The 17316-nt window shown below is 72.9% G+C and carries 17 protein-coding genes; 12 read left to right on the forward strand and 5 right to left on the reverse strand.

Translation table 11 applies throughout. The annotated features are described in order from the left end of the window. Nucleotides 1–30: 30 nt before the first annotated feature. Together ABD981_RS07395 and ABD981_RS07400 are read left to right on the forward strand one after the other, a co-directional pair. On the forward strand, nucleotides 31–1467 hold the full coding sequence (locus ABD981_RS07395; protein ID WP_046911800.1) for an amidase: 1437 nt from the start codon (nucleotides 31–33) through the stop codon (nucleotides 1465–1467). A 43-nt stretch (nucleotides 1468–1510) separates the two neighbouring features. After that, nucleotides 1511–2041, forward strand: coding sequence for a GNAT family N-acetyltransferase (locus tag ABD981_RS07400; RefSeq protein ID WP_046911799.1), 531 nt, complete (start codon nucleotides 1511–1513; stop codon nucleotides 2039–2041). Between the two features lie 18 nt (nucleotides 2042–2059). Here the strand turns inward: ABD981_RS07400 and ABD981_RS07405 are convergent, their stop codons facing one another. Continuing rightward, entirely contained in the window at nucleotides 2060–2644 is a 585-nt protein-coding gene (locus ABD981_RS07405) for a TetR/AcrR family transcriptional regulator (RefSeq protein ID WP_046911798.1), read from the reverse strand. A gap of 85 nt (nucleotides 2645–2729) precedes the next feature. Here ABD981_RS07405 and ABD981_RS07410 point away from each other — a divergent pair, with 85 nt between their 5' ends. From ABD981_RS07410 to ABD981_RS07450, 9 genes are all read left to right on the forward strand, one after another. Continuing rightward, nucleotides 2730–4007, forward strand: coding sequence for an NADH:flavin oxidoreductase/NADH oxidase family protein (locus ABD981_RS07410; RefSeq protein ID WP_046911797.1), 1278 nt, complete (start codon nucleotides 2730–2732; stop codon nucleotides 4005–4007). A 116-nt stretch (nucleotides 4008–4123) separates the two neighbouring features. Next, nucleotides 4124–5383 (forward strand): bifunctional 3-oxoadipate enol-lactonase/4-carboxymuconolactone decarboxylase PcaDC, encoded by a 1260-nt coding sequence (gene pcaDC, locus ABD981_RS07415; RefSeq protein WP_046911796.1) that lies wholly within the window; start codon nucleotides 4124–4126, stop codon nucleotides 5381–5383. Between the two features lie 68 nt (nucleotides 5384–5451). After that, on the forward strand, nucleotides 5452–6084 hold the full coding sequence (locus tag ABD981_RS07420; protein ID WP_046911811.1) for an MBL fold metallo-hydrolase: 633 nt from the start codon (nucleotides 5452–5454) through the stop codon (nucleotides 6082–6084). 69 nt (nucleotides 6085–6153) lie between these two features. Continuing rightward, a complete protein-coding gene (locus tag ABD981_RS07425; protein WP_046911795.1) occupies nucleotides 6154–6933 on the forward strand; it encodes an exodeoxyribonuclease III in 780 nt (259 codons plus the stop codon). Between the two features lie 68 nt (nucleotides 6934–7001). Next, on the forward strand, nucleotides 7002–7439 hold the full coding sequence (locus ABD981_RS07430; protein ID WP_046911794.1) for a DUF6278 family protein: 438 nt from the start codon (nucleotides 7002–7004) through the stop codon (nucleotides 7437–7439). A gap of 143 nt (nucleotides 7440–7582) precedes the next feature. Beyond that, nucleotides 7583–8332 (forward strand): amino acid ABC transporter ATP-binding protein, encoded by a 750-nt coding sequence (locus ABD981_RS07435; protein WP_046911793.1) that lies wholly within the window; start codon nucleotides 7583–7585, stop codon nucleotides 8330–8332. Between the two features lie 14 nt (nucleotides 8333–8346). Beyond that, nucleotides 8347–9267 carry a glutamate ABC transporter substrate-binding protein gene (locus tag ABD981_RS07440; protein WP_046911792.1) on the forward strand — a complete coding sequence of 307 codons (921 nt, stop codon included), beginning with the start codon at nucleotides 8347–8349 and terminating at the stop codon, nucleotides 9265–9267. 20 nt (nucleotides 9268–9287) lie between these two features. Next, nucleotides 9288–9932 carry an amino acid ABC transporter permease gene (locus ABD981_RS07445; RefSeq protein WP_046911791.1) on the forward strand — a complete coding sequence of 215 codons (645 nt, stop codon included), beginning with the start codon at nucleotides 9288–9290 and terminating at the stop codon, nucleotides 9930–9932. Next, the gene (locus ABD981_RS07450) at nucleotides 9929–10801 is read left to right on the forward strand and encodes an amino acid ABC transporter permease (protein WP_046911790.1); all 873 of its coding nucleotides are present in this window, start codon (nucleotides 9929–9931) and stop codon (nucleotides 10799–10801) included. The genes ABD981_RS07445 and ABD981_RS07450 overlap by 4 nt, the downstream gene beginning before the upstream one ends. Nucleotides 10802–10843: 42 nt before the next feature. Here ABD981_RS07450 and ABD981_RS07455 read toward each other — a convergent pair whose 3' ends face one another. From ABD981_RS07455 to ABD981_RS07465, 3 genes are all read right to left on the reverse strand, one after another. Then, on the reverse strand, nucleotides 10844–12397 hold the full coding sequence (locus tag ABD981_RS07455) for an alpha/beta fold hydrolase (protein ID WP_046911789.1): 1554 nt from the start codon (nucleotides 12395–12397) through the stop codon (nucleotides 10844–10846). Nucleotides 12398–12532: 135 nt separating this feature from the next. Beyond that, nucleotides 12533–13702 carry a L,D-transpeptidase gene (locus ABD981_RS07460; protein ID WP_046911788.1) on the reverse strand — a complete coding sequence of 390 codons (1170 nt, stop codon included), beginning with the start codon at nucleotides 13700–13702 and terminating at the stop codon, nucleotides 12533–12535. A 75-nt stretch (nucleotides 13703–13777) separates the two neighbouring features. After that, entirely contained in the window at nucleotides 13778–15124 is a 1347-nt protein-coding gene (locus ABD981_RS07465; protein WP_131723945.1) for a hypothetical protein, read from the reverse strand. A gap of 121 nt (nucleotides 15125–15245) precedes the next feature. Between ABD981_RS07465 and ABD981_RS07470 the strand changes: the two genes are divergently transcribed. Then, on the forward strand, nucleotides 15246–16508 hold the full coding sequence (locus ABD981_RS07470; RefSeq protein ID WP_046911787.1) for a cytochrome P450: 1263 nt from the start codon (nucleotides 15246–15248) through the stop codon (nucleotides 16506–16508). Here ABD981_RS07470 and ABD981_RS07475 read toward each other — a convergent pair. Continuing rightward, nucleotides 16462–17211, reverse strand: a complete 750-nt coding sequence (locus ABD981_RS07475) for a hypothetical protein (RefSeq protein ID WP_046911786.1) — start codon at nucleotides 17209–17211, stop codon at nucleotides 16462–16464. The two genes, ABD981_RS07470 and ABD981_RS07475, sit on opposite strands and share 47 nt — an antisense overlap. Between the last annotated feature and the right edge of the window lie 105 nt (nucleotides 17212–17316).

Genomic DNA, 17316 nt, shown 5'->3' on the forward strand with positions numbered 1-17316 from the left:
ATCGGGCAGTACGTCACAAGGAACAGACACATGACCGACACCACCGAGCTCGCCTACCTCCCCGCCACCGAGGCGCTGCGCCGGTTCCGCGACCGCACGCTGTCCCCCGTGGAGCTGATGGGCGCCGTCATCGCGCGCGCCGAGGCCGCGGAGCCGGTCGTCAACGCCCTGGCCGAGCGCACCTTCGACGAGGCGATGGCCGCCGCCCGCGAGGCCGAGGCCCGGTACGCGGGCAAGGGCGAGCCGCCGCGCCCGCTGGAGGGGCTCGCCGTCGCCACCAAGGAGGAGCAGCCGATAGCGGGCCGCCTGGCCACCGACGGCTCCCTCGCCTTCAAGGACGAGATCGCGGACGAGACCCACCCGGTGGTCGAGCGGGTGCTGGCCGCCGGCGGCATCGTCCACGCCCGCACCACCACACCGGAGTTCAGCAGCGCGGCCGTCACCCGGTCGCGGCTCTGGGGCGTCACCCGCAACCCGTGGAACCCGGCCTACTCGCCCGGCGGCTCCTCGGGCGGCGCGGGCGCGGCCCTGGCGGCGGGCGAGACCACCCTCGCGACCGGCTCCGACATCGGCGGCTCGATCCGCATCCCCGCCTCGTCCACCGGCACGGTCGGCTTCAAGCCCCCGTACGGGCGGGTGCCGGCCATGGCGCCCTTCAACCTCGACACCTACTGCCACGACGGTCCGATGGCCCGCACGGTCGCCGACTGCGCGCTGCTGCAGAACGTCATCGCGGGACCGCATCCGCTCGACGCGGTCTCGCTGCGGCCCAAGCTGGTGCTGCCCGAGCGCTTCGAGGGCGCCGCGGGCGTCACCGGACTGCGGGTCGCGCTCTCCGTCGGCCTCGGCGACTGGCCGGTCGACCCCGAGGTCGAGGCCAACACCCGGGCGGTCGCCGAGGCGCTGCGCGCGGCGGGAGCGGTCGTCGAGGAGGTCGAGGTCCCCATCACCCGGGCCCAGGTCCGCAAGGCGGCGATGATCCACTTCGGCTCGGTCTTCGGCCCGTACGTGGCCTCCGTCGCCGCCGAGCACGGCGAGCTGCTCACCCCGTACGCGCTCGCCTTCGCCGAGGACACCGCCCGGTTCGTGGCCGAGCCGGGCAGCTTCCTGGAGGGCCTGGTCGTCGAGGGCGAGGTGCAGGCGGCGCTCGGCACGCTGCTCGACCGCCACGACGTCCTGCTCTGCCCGACCCTCGCCATCCCGGCCTTCGACGCCGACGACGACTACGTCGGGACGAAGGTCGTGGTCGCCGGCGTCACCCTGGACCACTACCTGGACGCGGCCCTCACCACGGTGTTCAACATCGCGAGCCGCTGCCCGGTGCTGAGCGTGCCGTCCGGCTTCGCCTCCACCGGGGTGCCGACCGGGGTGCAGATCGTCGGTCGCACCTACGACGACGAGACGGTCTTCCGTACCGCCGCCGCGATCGAGGCCGTCCGCCCGTGGGGCGGCGTCCCGGCGCTCTGACGGATCATCGGGTCCGGCCCGGTGCCTGCGGTAGGTTCCGCCCATGACCGCACTCGGGCCCGCAGACTGGCCGCCTTCCGCCCCGATATCCACCCCTCGCCTCGTGCTGAGGCCCTCCGAGGCCCGGGACCGCCCGGCCTTCGTCGAGCTGTTCTCCTCGCCGGAGGTGGGTGCCCACATCGGCGGCGCCCGGCCCCGCGAGGAGGTCGAGGGCGCGATGCCCGAGGTGCCCGGGCGGCGCCCCGGCGCCTTCGTGGCCGAGCTGGACGGGGCGATGATCGGGCTGGTCACGCTCGATCCGCGCGACCCCGGGCGCCCGGACCCGGTCCGTCCGGAGGCCGGCGGGACCGAACTCGGCTATCTGTTCCTGCCGGAGGCCTGGGGGCGGGGCTACGCCGGCGAGGCGTGCGCGGCCGCCCTCGACTGGTTCGCGGCGACGCTCCCCGGCGAGCCGGTGGTGCTGTGCACCCGGACGGACAACGCGCGCGCCCTGCGCCTCGCCGAGAAGCTGGGCTTCACCGAGCTGGAGCGCTTCGAGGCGTACGGCGCCGAGCAGTGGCTCGGCGTGCGCTGAGGGCGCGAGGGGGCTCCGCTACCCCCGCGGTGCGGCGCTGAGCAGCGCGCCGATGGCGGCGTGCACCTGCCGGGCCACCGCCTCGGGGGTGGAGGCGTCCAGCTTGCCGTCGAGGTGCAGGAAGGCCAGGCCGTGGACGACGGCCCACACCCCCGTGGCCAGCGCCTCCGGATCCGCGTCGGGGAAGACGTCCCCGACGAGCCCCTGCACGTACTCCCGGACGGCCGTGGTGGCCGCGGCGCGCTCCGCGTCGGCCGGGTCGCAGGGCTCGGCGAACATCGCTCGGAAGACCGCCGGGTGCTCCAGCGCGAAGCGGACGTAGGCGACGCCGATCTCGGCGAGGTCCTCGGGGGCGCGCGGGGCGGGGTGCGCCGCCGTGAGGCACGTGGCGAGCTCGCCGTAGCCCTGCACCGCGACGGCCGAGACGAGCGCCTCGCGGTCGGCGAAGTGGCGGTAGGGGGCGGTCGCCGAGACCCCGGCCCGCCGGGCCACCGCCCGCAGCGACAGGGCGCCGCCGCCGTCCTCCTCCAGCAGCTCCCGCGCGGCCCGCAGGCAGGCGGCGCGAAGGTCGCCGTGATGGTACGAGGCGTTCGCCTGTGGCATGAGCCACTCCCTCTCGATGTGTGCACTGCTCACATCACGAGCTAATGTGAGCGCTGCACACATTCTATCGAGGAGCGGAGCCCCCATGACCGACGAACCGACCGACGACCTCTTCGCGCCGCTCCACCTGAGCTCGGGCCCGGCGCTGCGCAACCGGATCGCCAAGGCGGCGATGGAGGAGAACCTGGCCGGCGACGGCCAGCTCCCCGACGCCCGGATCGTCGCGCTCTACCGGCGCTGGGCCCGCGGCGGCGCCGGACTGCTGATCACCGGCAACGTCATGGTCCACGCCGAGGCGCTGACCGGACCGGGCGGCATCGTGCTCGACGAGGCCGCGCCGCTCGCCCCCTTCGAGGAATGGGCCGCGGCCGCCAGGTCCGGCGGCGGCGCGGTCTGGATGCAGATCAACCACCCCGGCCGCCAGGTCGCCTCCGACATGCCCGGCGTCGTCTGGGGCCCCTCCGAGGTCGGCGTCGACCTGGGCCGGCACAGCGGCCGCTTCGGCCGCCCCGTCGCCATGACCCCCGAGCAGATCGGGGCCACCGTCGCCCGCTTCGCGGTCACCGCGGCACGCGCCGAGGAGGCAGGCTTCGACGGGGTGGAGATCCACGCCGCCCACGGCTACCTGCTCTCGCAGTTCCTGTCCCCGCTGGTCAACCGGCGCACCGACGCGTGGGGCGGCTCCCTGGAGAACCGGGCCAGGATGCTGCTGGACGTGGTCCGTGCCGTCCGCGCCGCCGTCTCGCCCTCCTTCGCGGTCGCCGTCAAGCTCAACTCGGCCGACTTCCAGCGCGGCGGCTTCGACGCCGACGACGCCCGCCGGGTGATCGAGTGGCTCGCGCCCCTCGGGGTCGACCTGGTCGAACTCTCCGGCGGCAGCTACGAGAGCCCCGCCATGAACGGCCGCGCCGCCGACGCCCGCACCCGGGCCCGCGAGGCGTACTTCCTCGACCTCGCGAAGGAGCTGGCCGTCACCAGCCCCCTGCCGCTCATGCTCACCGGCGGCATCACCCGGCGCGCGACCGCCGAGCGGGTCCTCGACGGCGGCGTGGCGCTGGTCGGCATGGGCACGGCCCTCGCCGTCACCCCGGACCTGCCCGACCGCTGGCGCGACGGCCGCGAGGCCGCACACCGGCTGCGCCCGGTGACCTGGTCCGACAAGTCCCTCGCCTCGCTCGCGACGATGGCGCAGGTCCGCCACCAGCTGCGCCGCACCGCCGCCGGCCGCGCCACCCGCACCGGCGCCCACCCGGCGTACACCCTCCTCACGGACCAGCTCCGCCAGCGGCGGGCCCTGCGCCGCTACCGTGCCTGGCTGGCCGGGGAGCGGCGGCCCGCGCCCGCCCCCGTACGGCCCTCCTGACCGGCCGCAACCCGTACTCCACCGCGGCCGTCACCGCGAAGCCCGTCGAGACCCCGAGCGGGCCCCGGAGCGACCCGGCGGCACGGGGCCCGGCGGGAGATGAGAGGGTCGGGCGGGTGAGTGAGACAGCGACGAACACCCTGCAATTCCGATCCGACGGCCCGGAAGACGCCCCCGTCCTGGTCCTGGGCCCGTCCTTGGGCACCACCTGGCACATGTGGGACCGCCAGATACCGGAGCTCACCCGCGAATGGCGGGTCGTCCGCTTCGACCTGCCGGGGCACGGCGGCGCGCCCGCGCAGCCCGCCGCCTCGGTGGCCGAACTCGGCGACCGGGTGCTCGCCACCCTCGACGAGCTGGGCGTCCAGCGCTTCGGGTACGCGGGCTGCGCGCTCGGCGGCGCCATCGGGCTCGACCTGGCGCTGCGGGCGCCGCACCGGGTGGCCTCGCTCGCCCTGGTCGCCACCTCGCCCCGCTTCGGCACGGCCGACGAGTTCCGCCGGCGCGGGGTGATCGTGCGGACCAACGGCCTCGAACCGATCGCCCGCACCGCCCCGGAGCAGTGGTTCACCCCCGCCTTCGCCGCCGCCCAGCCCGCCATCGTCGACTGGGCCGTGCAGATGGTCCGCACCACCGACCCCGGCTGCTACATCGCCGCCTGCGAGGCCCTCGCCGTCTTCGACGTCCGCGAGGCGCTCGGCCGGATCGGCGTCCCCGTCCTGGTGCTGGTCGGCGCCGACGACCAGGTCACCGGCCCGGCCGAGGCCCGCACCCTGGTCGCCGGGATCGCCGACGCGCCGCTGGCCGTCGTCCCGGGCGCCTCCCACCTCGCACCCGTCGAACAGCCGGCCGCCGTCACCGAACTGCTCGTCGGCCACTTCGCCGGCCTCGCCCAGGACACCGGCGCCCTGACCGCCCCGCCGATGCCGCCGGCCGCCGCCCCCGCCGTGCCCGCCGGCGAGACCGCCGCCGCCCCGGCCGAGGAGGACGCGACGCCGCGCCCCGACCCGTACGAGCACGGGCTCACGCTGCGCCGGGAGATGCTCGGCGACGCACACGTGGACGAGGCCCTGGCCGACGGGTTCGGAGGCGACTTCCAGAGCCTGCTCACCCGCTTCGCCTGGGGCGAGGTGTGGAGCCGCGAGGGCCTCGACCGGCGCACCCGCAGCGCCGTCACCCTCGCCGCGCTGATCGCGGGCCGCCACCACGAGGCCCTCGCCGACCACACCCGGGCCGCCCTGCGCAACGGACTCACCCCGGACGAGATCCGCGAGGTCCTGCTGCAGACCGCCGTCTACTGCGGGCTGCCCGCGGCCGAGAGCGCGCTGCGGGTCGTCGGCCGGGTCGTCGAGGAGGACACCACACCGCAGGCCTGACGGGCCCGGGCCGTGTCCTCCGGATCGGGCCCGGCACGATCCGGAGGACACGGCCTAATGTGGGAGCCGTGAAGCTGACGAAGAACACGCACGCCTGTGTCCGGCTGGAGAAGGACGGGCGGTCGCTCGTCATCGATCCCGGCGCGTTCACCGAGCGGGACGCCGCGCTCGGCGCGGACGTCCTGCTCGTCACCCACGAGCACCCCGACCACTTCGACGAGGGGCGGCTGCGGGCCGCCCTGGAGGCCGACCCGGCCGCGGAGCTGTGGACCCTGCGGAGCGTCGCCGAGCAGCTGGCGGCGGCGTTCCCCGGGCGGGTCCACACCGTCGGGCACGGCGACACCTTCACGGCGGCCGGCTTCGAGGTCCAGGTGCACGGCGAGCTGCACGCCGTGATCCACCCCGACATCCCGCGGATCACCAACGTGGGCTACCTGGTCGACGGCTCCGTCTTCCACCCCGGCGACGCCCTCACCGTCCCCGACCACCCCGTGGAGACCCTGCTGCTCCCGGTGATGGCCCCCTGGAGCAAGATCTCCGAGGTCATCGACTACGTACGCGAGGTCAAGCCGCGCCGCGCCTACGACGTCCACGACGCCCTGCTCACCGACCTCGCCCGGCCCATCTACGACCGCCAGATCGGGTCCCTCGGCGGCACCGACCACGGGCGGCTCGCCCCGGGGGCCTCGGCGGAGCTGTGAACCGGTCGCGGGCCCGTCGCCCGGGCCGGGTCCCGGTGAGTGTCAGAGGGCGCGGCTAGGCTTGCGCTCATGCGCATCGCCACCTGGAACGTCAATTCGATCACGGCCCGACTGCCCCGGCTCCTGGCCTGGCTGGAGACCACCGGCACCGACGTGCTGTGCATCCAGGAGACCAAGTGCAGCGCCGAGCAGTTCCCCACCGAGGAGCTGCGGGCGCTGGGGTACGAGTCGGTGGTCAACGCCACCGGCCGGTGGAACGGGGTCGCCCTGGTCTCCCGGGTCGGCCTGGAGGACGTGGTCGGCGGGCTGCCCGGCGGCCCCGACTACGAGGGCGTGCAGGAGCCGCGGGCCATCTCCGCGACCTGCGGCGGCGTCCGCGTCTGGTCGGTGTACGTGCCGAACGGGCGCGAGGTGGAGCACGACCACTACGCGTACAAGCTGCGCTGGCTGGAGGCGCTGAGGGCCGCCGTCGCCGAGGACGCCGCGGGGGAGCGCCCCTTCGCCGTGCTCGGCGACTACAACATCGCCCCGACCGACGAGGACGTCTGGGACATCGCCGAGTTCGAGGGCCTGACCCATGTCACCGAGCCGGAGCGGGCCGCGCTCGCCGCGCTCCGCGAGGCCGGACTCGGCGACGTGGTGCCCCGCCCGCTGAAGTACGCCCACCCGTACACGTACTGGGACTACCGCCAGCTGCGCTTCCCGAAGAACAAGGGCATGCGCATCGACCTCGTCTACGGCAACAAGGCCTTCTCCGACGCCGTCAGGGACAGCTACGTCGACCGCGAGGAGCGCAAGGGCAAGGGCGCCTCCGACCACGCTCCGGTCGTCGTCGACCTCGACGTGTGACGCGCGCCCACCGATGATCTCCGCGCGCCGGGTGGTGCCCCGGGAGGGTGCGATGCGACGCTGTTCGGATGAACATTCCTTTCCTGGACAACTGGCGCAAGAAGCATGATGCGGGGCGTTCCCCTCTGGTCTCGGCCTTCGACCGGGACCCGGAGGGGGCCGCCGAACTGCTCGCCGAGTGCGAGCTGCTGCGCGCCCGTGCCCAGGAGGCCGGGGTGGCGCTCGACGACACCCCCCGCTCCCTCGCGGCGCTCGACCAGCTCCCGCCGCGCTGGCGCGACGACCCCGAGGAACTCCCCTGGATCGGCAACGACGCCGGGCTCTACCTGGGCACGGTCATCGTGCGCACGGTCCCGGCGGCCGGCTGGCGGCTGCGGCCCGACGGTCAGCCGGTCGTGCTGCTGCCCTCGGGGCGCGAGGTCAACGTGGTGGAGGCCGGGCTCGACTGGGCCGCGACCGGGGCCCCCGAGCTCTCCCAGGTCTACGCCGAATCGGCGGAGTACTGACCCGCCCGTTGACCCTTCCGCAGTAAATACGGCTTATCCCGCTTATCCCGCATTCATGCGTGTCGGCGGTGAAGTCCCTTTTCGAGCTGGATAGTTTGCGCTGACCTCGACACCAGCCGAGAGACACAGGGGCAGGGCAGCGTATGGCCGTCGTCGATGATCCGTTGATCGAACTGCGTGGCGTCAACAAGCACTACGGCACGCTGCACGTCCTCCAGGAGATCGACCTCACCGTCGGCCGCGGCGAAGTGGTCGTCGTCATCGGCCCCTCCGGTTCCGGGAAATCGACGCTCTGCCGGGCCATGAACCGCCTGGAGACCGTCGAGTCGGGCGAGATCCTCATCGAGGGCCGGCCGCTGCCCGAGGAGGGCAAGGCGCTCGCCCGGCTGCGGGCCGAGGTCGGCATGGTCTTCCAGTCCTTCAACCTCTTCGCCCACAAGACCGTCCTCGCCAACGTCTCCCTCGCCCAGATCAAGGTCCGCAAGCGCAAGCGGGAGGAGGCGGACCGGCGCTCGCTCGCCCTCCTCGAACGGGTCGGACTGGCCGCGCACGCCGACAAGTTCCCCGCCCAGCTCTCCGGCGGCCAGCAGCAGCGCGTGGCCATCGCCCGCGCCCTCGCCATGGATCCCAAGGCCCTGCTCTTCGACGAGCCGACCTCCGCCCTCGACCCGGAGATGATCAACGAGGTCCTGGAGGTCATGCAGCAGCTGGCCCAGGAGGGCATGACGATGGTCGTGGTCACCCACGAGATGGGCTTCGCGCGCTCCGCCGCCAACCGCGTGGTCTTCATGGCCGACGGGAGGATCGTCGAGGACCGCGCCCCCGAGGACTTCTTCACCGCCCCGCGCAGCGAGCGCGCCAAGGACTTCCTGTCCAAGATCCTCAAGCACTGACCGGACCGGGAGCCATGCAGCGTACGAAACGAACCCTCGCCGCGCTCGCCCTGCTGCTCGCCGCCGCGCTCGGCGGCACGGCCGGCTGCGGCAGGGAGGGCAGCCCGCCGGTCAAGGGCCCACAGCCCGGTCAACTCCCCGTCTACCAGGTCCGGTCGGGCTTCACCCTGCCCGACTCGCCGACCTGGAACCGGGCGAGGAAGCGCGGCCACCTGGTGGTCGGCGCCAAGGAGGACCAGCCCTACATGGGCGAGAAGGACCCGGCGACCGGCACCTACTCGGGCTTCGACATCGAGATCGCCCGCATGATGTCCGCCTCGCTCGGCTTCGACCCGGCCACCATCGGCTTCCGCACTATCGCCTCCGCCAACCGCGAGACAGCCCTGCAGAACGGCCAGATCGACTACTACGTCGGCACCTACACCATCAACGACAACCGCAAGAAGCTCGTCGGCTTCGCCGGCCCCTACTACATGGCCGGCCAGTCGCTGCTCGTGCGCACCGACGAGAACGACATCCACGGGCCGCAGGACCTCGACGGCAAGCGCGTCTGCTCGGCCGCCGGATCGACCCCGTACCAGCGGATCCAGAAGGAGTACCCGAAGGCCGAACTCGTCGCATACGACACCTACTCGGTCTGCGTCGACAACCTGCTCACCTACCAGGTCGACGCGGTCACCACCGACGACACCATCCTCATGGGGTACGCGGCCAAGGTCCCCGACGAACTCAAGCTGGCCGGAAAGCCGTTCTCGAAGGAGCCCTACGGCATCGGCGTGCCGCACGACGACGACGCGCTGCGCTTCGCCCTCGACGACGCCCTCGCGGTCCACGAGGCGAACGGCGACTGGAAGAAGGCCTACGACGCGACCCTCGGCCTGTCCGGGGTGCCCGCGCCGACACCGCCCGCCATCGACCGCTACCCGGCCGGCTGAGGAAGGAGCGCCCCCCACCCATGGACGTCCTGACACAGAACTTCTCGCTCTACGGCGAAGGCTTCCTCGGCACCGTCGAACTCACCTTCTACGCCTCGATCCTCGCCCTCGTCCTCGGCTTCCTCATGGCCTCCTTCCGGGTCGCGCCCGTCGGCTCCTTCCGCGTCTTCGGCACCGTCTGGGTCGCGGTCCTGCGCAACACCCCGCTCACCCTGCTGTTCTTCGCGGTCATGCTCGGACTGCCCCGGTTCGGACTCGTGCTGCCCTTCAAGCTGTTCGCGATCCTCGCCCTCGGCTGCTACACCTCGGCCTTCATCTGCGAGGTGCTGCGCTCCGGCATCAACACCGTGCCCCTCGGGCAGGGCGAGGCCGCCCGCAGCCTCGGCATGACCTTCGGCCAGACCCTCGGCGCCGTCGTCCTGCCGCAGGCCTTCCGCTCGGTCATCCCGCCGATCGGCTCCACCCTCATCGCCCTCGCCAAGAACTCGGCCATCGCCGGGGCGTTCAGCGTCACCGAACTCCTCGGCACCTACAAGACCCTGAGCGAGCTCGGCTACAACATCGTCTGGACCTTCGTCTGGATCGCCGTCGGCTACCTCATCATCACCCTCGCCATCAGCGCGCTCTTCCACGTCCTGGAGAAGCGCTGGGGAGTCGCCCGATGACCACCGCCACGACCGTCGCCTCCACCGCGCTCTACGACGTCCCGGGCCCGCGCACCCGCAGGCGCCACCTGATGTACGGCGTGATCTCGACCGTCGTCATCCTGGGTCTTGCCGCCTGGATCCTCTACCTCCTCTTCGACACCGGCCAGTTCACCGCCACCAAGTGGGCGCCCTTCACGTACGAGGGGATCCAGGAACTGCTGCTGCGCGGCCTGGGCAACACCCTGAAGGCCTTCGCGTACGCCTCGGTGCTCTCCCTCGCGCTGGGCGCGGTGCTGGCCGCCGGGCGGCTCTCCGAGCACCGGGTCTTCCGCTGGACCTGCACGGTGCTCGTGGAGTTCTTCCGGGCCATGCCGGTGCTGGTGATGATCTTCTTCATCTTCGTGGCGCTCAAGGTGCAGCCGCTGCCCGCGCTGGTGGCCGGCCTCGCCCTCTACAACGGCTCGGTGCTCGCCGAGGTCTTCCGCACCGGCATCCACGCGGTGGCCCGGGGCCAGCGGGAGGCGGCGTACGCGCTCGGCATGCGCAAGACGCAGGTGATGACGTACGTCCTGGTGCCGCAGGCGGTCCGGGCCATGCTGCCCGCCATCATCAGCCAGCTGGTGGTGGCGCTGAAGGACACCTCGCTCGGCTACCTCATCACCTACGAGGAGTTCCTGCACGCCGGCAAGCTCATCGCGTCCAACCTGGACTACGACCTGCCGTTCATCCCCGTCGTGATGGTGATCTCGCCCCTCTACATCGGGATGTGCATGCTGCTCTCCTGGTTCGCCACCTGGGTGGCCAGGCGGGAGCGGCGCGATCCGCGCACCAGGGCCGCGGACGTCGCCCCCGCCGAGCCGGTCACGGTGCTGCCGGGCCGGGAGTAGCCCGCCCCGCACGGGCCCTGCCCGCCCGGCAGCAGCCGGTGATCACTCCGCCCGCAGCGGGACCGACACGTAGGACGGGTCGGCCGTGGGGGAGGAGAAGGTCAGCTGCGCGCCGGTCGGGTTGTGCTCGATGTAGAGCGGGTCGACGGTGTCGACGACCAGGGCGAGCCGGTGTCCGGCGGGCACGTCGTACGCGGTGGAGAACAGGTCCAGGTCGACGGCGAAGGCCTTCCCCGGCGTCCGGTCGTGGAAGGTGTACGGGGCGTTGGTCACCAGCTTGCCCACGCCGAGCGGGCCCACGTCGTAGAGGTACGCGACGAAGGTGCCGCTCTCCGCGGTCGGGGTGACCGTCGTGTGCAGCCGGGCCGTGCCGCGCACCCGCTGCTCGGTGGCGTACCGCTCGGACTGCCACACGCCCGCGAAGGCGCGGGGGAGCAGCGGGATCGAGGCGACGGGCGGTGCCTGGAAGAACTGGTCGAGGAGGTTGGACAGCATGGTCACCCCGCCGTTGGCGCCGGAGTCCACGTTGGCCCACAGGTGCTCGGAGTCGCGGAGCGCGAACTTCCGCTGGTTCGCGTTGACCGACTTCCAGTCCGCGTAGCCCTCGTAGCCGGCGTCGGAGCGCGGCTTGAGCTGGACGGGCTGCTCGCGGTCCACGCCGTTGTCGGCGCCCTTGAGGTAGTGGTCGAACCAGCGGTGGGCGTTGGTCCAGGTGTCGTTGGGCAGCCCGAGCAGACCGGTGGCCTCGGCGGTGGCGTGGTCGCCGGGGCGGAACTCCAGCCGCTTGGGGCCGCTGAGCTTCTCGTAGAAGCTCGCGAACTGGTTGGGCGGGAAGATGGTGTCGCCCCAGGCGTTGCCCAGCATGATCGCCGGGCGGTTGGCGTTGAGGGCGTCGAGATGGGTCGCGGCGGAGCGCGCGCGCCCCCAGGCGATCATCTCGTCCTCCTTGTCCAGGTTGGAGGAGAGGAAGTCGTTCAGGATCTGCCGGAGTTCGGGTCCGGGGCGGCCGGTGAGGTAGCCGGCGCCGCCGAGCAGGGCGGCGGCCTGGAGGTGCTGGGTGCGCCCGCTGTAGATGGAGTCGATGAGGTCCGCCCAGCCGCTGAGCGCGGCGACGGCCTTGATCCGCTTGTCGTGGGCGGCGGCGAGCAGGCTGATGCCGGCGCCGTACGAGACGCCGGCCATGCCGACCTTGGCGGGGTCCGCGGGGGTGTTGGCCAGCGCCCAGTCGATGACCAGGGAGGCGTCGGCGATGTCCTTGGGGCCGGCCGTCTCGATCTCGCCGCCGGACTGCCAGAAGCCGCGCGAGTTGTAACTCACCACGACGTAACCGGAGTCGGCCAGCTTCCTGGCCTGGGCGAGGTATTCGATCTGGGGCATGGCCCAGCTGGTGGGGAGCACGATCACCGGGTAGCGGGCAGAGCCGTCGGCGCCGGCCGGGGTGACGACGTTGGCCTTGAGGACGGTCCCGCCCTCCCCGGCGATGTCGACGAAGCGGAGGGAAGCGTCGGTTCCGGCGGCCTGGGCGGCGGGGGCGAGCCCGAGGGCCGTCCCGGCGACCAGGGCGGCCGAGACGGCGAAGGCCAGGGCTGTGCGCACGGGTCACTCCTCACTGGTTCACTGAATGGGGGGCAGTGAAAGTGACCCGACGGTAACCGGGGTGGCTTACCTTAGGTAACTGGTCGGTAAGTTACGCGAGGGTAACGATTGCTCGCGCGATCCCGCGCGGGCGCGTCACCGGAGTGCGCTCCTGCTCCGCCACTCGTCCCACGAGAGGTTCCACTCGCCGTAGCCGTTGTTCAGGGCCTGGGTCCCCTTGGCGTCGGAACCGGTGATCTCGAACGGGTCGCCGACCTGCACCTGGTCGTATACGGCCTTCGCGTTCGCGTCGCTCATCCCGATGCAGCCCGAGCTCTTGTTGGCGCTGCCGAAGTAGGCCGCGTTCCACGGGGCCGCGTGCGCGTACATCCCGGACCAGGTCAGCCGCATCGAGTAGTCGACCATCTTGTCGTACGCGTCCCCGAGTCCGACCGTCTCGGAGCGCATGTTGATGGTGCCCTCCTTGGCCATCAGGACCGTCTTCCCGCGCCAGGACGCCTTCTCGCCGCCCGGCGTGCCGGCCGACATCGGCACGTCCGCCACCTCCTGCCCGTCCCGCAGCAGCCGCAGCCGGTGGGAGTCCAGGTCGACCTTCACGACCTGGCTCCGGCCGACGGTGAACATGGTCGTGTAGTCGCGCACGAACCAGCCGCCGGAGCCCGAGTCGATCCCGTTGAGGTCCGCGGCGAGGGTGACCTTCGTCCCGGACTTCCAGTACTCCTTCGGGCGCCAGTCGATCCGGTCCTTGCCCGACCAGTCCTGCATCCACCCCCAGGAGCCGACGGTGCCGTTCGAGGTGGTCACCTTCAGCTGCCGCTCCACCGCGGCCTTGTTCCTCACCGGGTGGTCGAAGACGATCGACAGCGGCTGGCCGATGCCGACCGTGGTGTTCTTCCCGGGCGCCAGCGTCAGCTTGTTCACCTTGTCCGCCGCCGCGGTGCCGAAGGAGGCCGTCGCGCTGCCGCCGTCCGCGACCCGTGCCTCCACCGAGTACGCGGTCCCCGGCGCGGCCGGCCGCTCAGAGGTCCAGCTCGCGCCGTCGGCGGCGACCTTGCCCGCCAGGTTCCCGCCCCGGGAGTCGGTCACCGTCACCTGCTCGAGCCGCTGCCCCTCGGCCGCCCGCACCACCACGGGCGTGCCCGGCGCCGCCCGGGTGCCGGTCAGGTTGACCGAGATGCGCACCGGCGGCGCCTCCTGAGCGGAGTCGCCCGCCCCGCCCTTGCCGCCGGATCCACCGGAACAGGCCCCGAGCGTGAGGGCGAGGGCGGTGGTGACGAGCAGGGCGGGGACGGGTATGCGGCTCACGGGAACGACCTCCGGTGGTGATCTCTTACGGGGGGAGAGAGTCCCGGCGGTCGGGGGTGGTTCCGCAAATATGAACTATTTCGGGGATGTCGGATGTGAGATGGGCGATACGGGGCCACCGGATACGAGCCCGTGGGATTCGGGCATGTCGGACGCGGGTGCGTCGGATGCGGGCTCCTCGGACACGCGCCCGCCGGACGCGGGGCCGTCGAGGAGTTCCACGGCCTCCGCGAAGTCCCGGCGCGCCTCTTCGTACCGCTTGACGGCCAGCAGGAACATCGCCCGGTCCGCCAGCGCCCGCGCCGCCGCGGACGGCGTGCCGGGCAGGCGGCGCGCCAGCGCGACCCCCTCGTCGAACTCCGGGAGCAGTTCCTCCTCGGCCCGGCGGCCCGAGGTCTCCCAGGCCACCGCCCTTCGGACGGTCAGGCGCCGGTGGACGGCGACCAGTCCGGGCAGGTCGCCGGCCGCGCTCAGGTCGGCGACCCGCCGTTCGAGCGCGGGGACGGATGCCGACCAGGCGGCGCGCGTGTCGAGGGACCAGCCGTGGCCGGCGTAACAGCCGAGTGCCGGGAGCGGGGCGTCGGGCGTGGCCGCCGGCTCGTCCGGCCGCCCCGACAGGGCGAACAGGGTGACCCAGGTCGCCTGGATGTTGCTCCAGCTCACCGGCTCGCCGCCCGCCGCGAGACGGTCGAGCAGGACCAGTGCCTCCCGCCGGGCGTCCGCCGCCCCGTCCTCGCGGCCTGCGGCCACGAGCATCCCGGCGTAGTGGTGCAGCTGCCACACCAGTGCGGCCAGCGGGCTCCGGTCCGCCGCCGCCCTGCTCCGCTCGTCGGCCACCAGACCCGCGAAGACCTCCAGGGCCCGCTCGCCCCGCCCGGCGGCGTCGAGGGCGGCGGCCCACTCGATCAGCGTCCAGTCGGACGCGTCCTCGCCGCCGCTCCCCAGGTGCCGGTCGTACAGGGCGGCCGCCTCCGCGTGCCGCCCCTCCTCGGCCAGCACCGTGGCCAGCGGCCCGTACGCCCCCTCCGACGCCAGCTCCTCGTACACCGCGCGCCCCTCGTCCCGCCGCCCGGCGGCGGGCAGGTGCCGCGCGCAGGCGCTCAGCGCGTTCCGCAGCAGCTCCGCCCGCTTCGGGTCGCCGGCGTCGAGCCGCCTGGCCGCGGCCGCCGCCTCCCTGAACAGCGCCAGCGCCGACTCGGGGTCCCGCAGCCGGTAGCCCTGCACGACCAGCGCGTGGGCCAGTTTGGGCAGGTACGCCCGCGGGCTCACCTCGGCGAGCACCCGGTACGCGGTCACCTCCTGCCACAGGCTCAGCCGCCCGGACCCGAGCAGCAGCACCCGCGCCCGCAGCACCGCGTCGTGATCGATCTTCCCCGAGTTACCCGAGTTGCCCATGTGCCCCCTGTTCTCCGTCTGATGCACGACGGAGATTCTGGGAGTCGCGGGGCAGTCCGGACAAGGCTCCCGAACTGTGCGTTCCGTCCTACGAAAAACGCCCCTGAGCTGTCATGATGGTGACGTCTTCACCCCGACGGGAGGGCCGGTGAGGGATCCGGGCGACGCACCCGACGTCTTCGACCCGCGGCTCTACGCCGCAGGCATCCCGCACGACCGGTTCCGCGTCCTCCGCGACCACCATCCCGTCGCCCGCCAGGACGAGCGCGAGATCCTCGGCTGGCCCGCCGGACCCGGGTTCTGGGCCGTCACCCGGCACGCCGACGTCGTGCGGGTCCTGAAGGACTCCGAGGCCTACTCCTCGTACCTCGGCGCCACCCAGATCCGCGACCCGGACCCCGCCGACCTGCCGTTCATCCGGCGCATGATGCTCAATCAGGACCCGCCGCACCACGGCAGGTTGAGGCGGCTCGTCAGCCGGGCCTTCACGCCCGGCAGGACCGGGCGGTTCGCCGGCACCGCGCGGCGGCGGGCGCGCGAACTGCTGCGCGAGGCGCGGGAGAGGGAGGGCGAGGGGGACGCGGGGGCCGGGACCGACCTCGTGCGGGCCGTCACGGACGACTACGCCCTGCTCAACCTCACCGACCTGCTCGGCGTGCCGCCCGGCGACCGCGCCCTGCTGCACGCCTGGACCGAGCGGGTCATCGCCTACCAGGACCCGGACGAGCCGCCCGTCCTGGACGCCGGGGGGCGGCCGGTCAACCCCCGCTCACCGGCCATGCTCGCCGAGATGTTCGGCTACGCGCGGGAGCTCGCCGCGCACAAGCGCGCCCACCCCGCCGACGACGTCATGACCGTGCTCGCGCACTCCGAACTCCGGGACGCCGAACTGGAGATGTTCTTCTTCCTGCTGACCGTCGCGGGCAACGACACCGTCCGCAGCGCCGCCCCCGGCGGGCTGCTCGCGCTCGCCGGGCACCCCGGCGAGCGGCGCCGGCTGTGGGACGGCGGGGCCGGATTCGACACGGCCGTGGACGAACTCCTGCGCTACCACCCGCCGGTGCTCTCCTTCCGGCGCACCGCCACCCGCGACACGGAGCTCGCCGGACGGGCCGTCGCGGCGGGTGACAAGGTCGTCGTCTTCCACGCCTCCGCCAACTACGACGAGCGGGTCTTCGCCGACCCCCTGCGCCTCGACCTCACCCGCGCCCCCAACCCGCACGTGTCCTTCGGCGACGGCCCGCACGTCTGCCTCGGCGCGCACTTCGCGCGGCTCCAACTCCGGCTGCTGTACGAGGAGACGGTGGCGGCGACGGTCGGCCTGGAGCTCGCGGGCCCGCCCCGGCGGCTCGTCTCCAACTTCATCAACGGGGTGAAGTCGCTGCCGCTGCGGGTGGAGTGGCGGGGCTAGGTGCCAGGGCCTGCCGGGTCACATCGGCCACCAGCTCGACGACGTCGGGGCCGTACGCGCGCGAGTTGACCACCTTGAGGAGCAGGACGAAGCTGCCGCCCCGATGGGTGCGGGCCAGCCGCTCGTGGTGCCGGGCCAGATAGCGGGTGGCCGCCTGGTTGGTGATCGCCCGCTGACCGCAGAAGAGGAAGACCGGGCGGCCGCCCTCGCCCGCGGTGATCCGGGCGAGGAGGACGTACTCGGAGAGGCCCGGGTCCATCAGGTAGCGGTCCTCGCCGACGCGTATCGCCCCTCGCTCCGCGACCGGCTCGCGCTCGGTGCTCATGGCCAGGCCCGGAAGCAGCGAGGACAGATGGGCCGCCATCCTCCGGTTGGAGCCCGGGCCGCCGACGCAGAACTCGGTGCGGTCGCCGAAGCCGAGCTGGGCCAGGTCGTGCTGGACGATCTGCGCGTGCGCCCCGCAGTCCTTGATCAGCGCGGCGAGTTCGAGCAGCGCCGAGACGTCGAAGCGGTGCACGGCGCCGTCGTTGCCGGCCTCCCGGTTGACGACGAGCAGGCACTCCGAGTGGCTGGGAAGACCGAAGAACGCCTGCTTCCTGCGGAGCCGCCGCCGCCAGAGGTGGGTGCGGGTCAGCCAGCCGAGGGAGCCGCTGACCCCGGTGGCGAGCACGCCCAGCACGATGTTGCGCAGGTCTTCGTTCATGGGCGCGCATGCTAGCGGGGGAGCGACCGGTTGTTCGAGCCGTGGGGTGCGGGGTGGGGCCGGAGCGCGAGCGTGACAGTCCTGTTGCGGCCCGGAGGCGGTCCT

The organism is Streptomyces showdoensis (genome assembly GCF_039535475.1).
In the GTDB taxonomy this organism is placed as follows: Bacteria; Actinomycetota; Actinomycetes; order Streptomycetales; family Streptomycetaceae; genus Streptomyces; species Streptomyces showdoensis.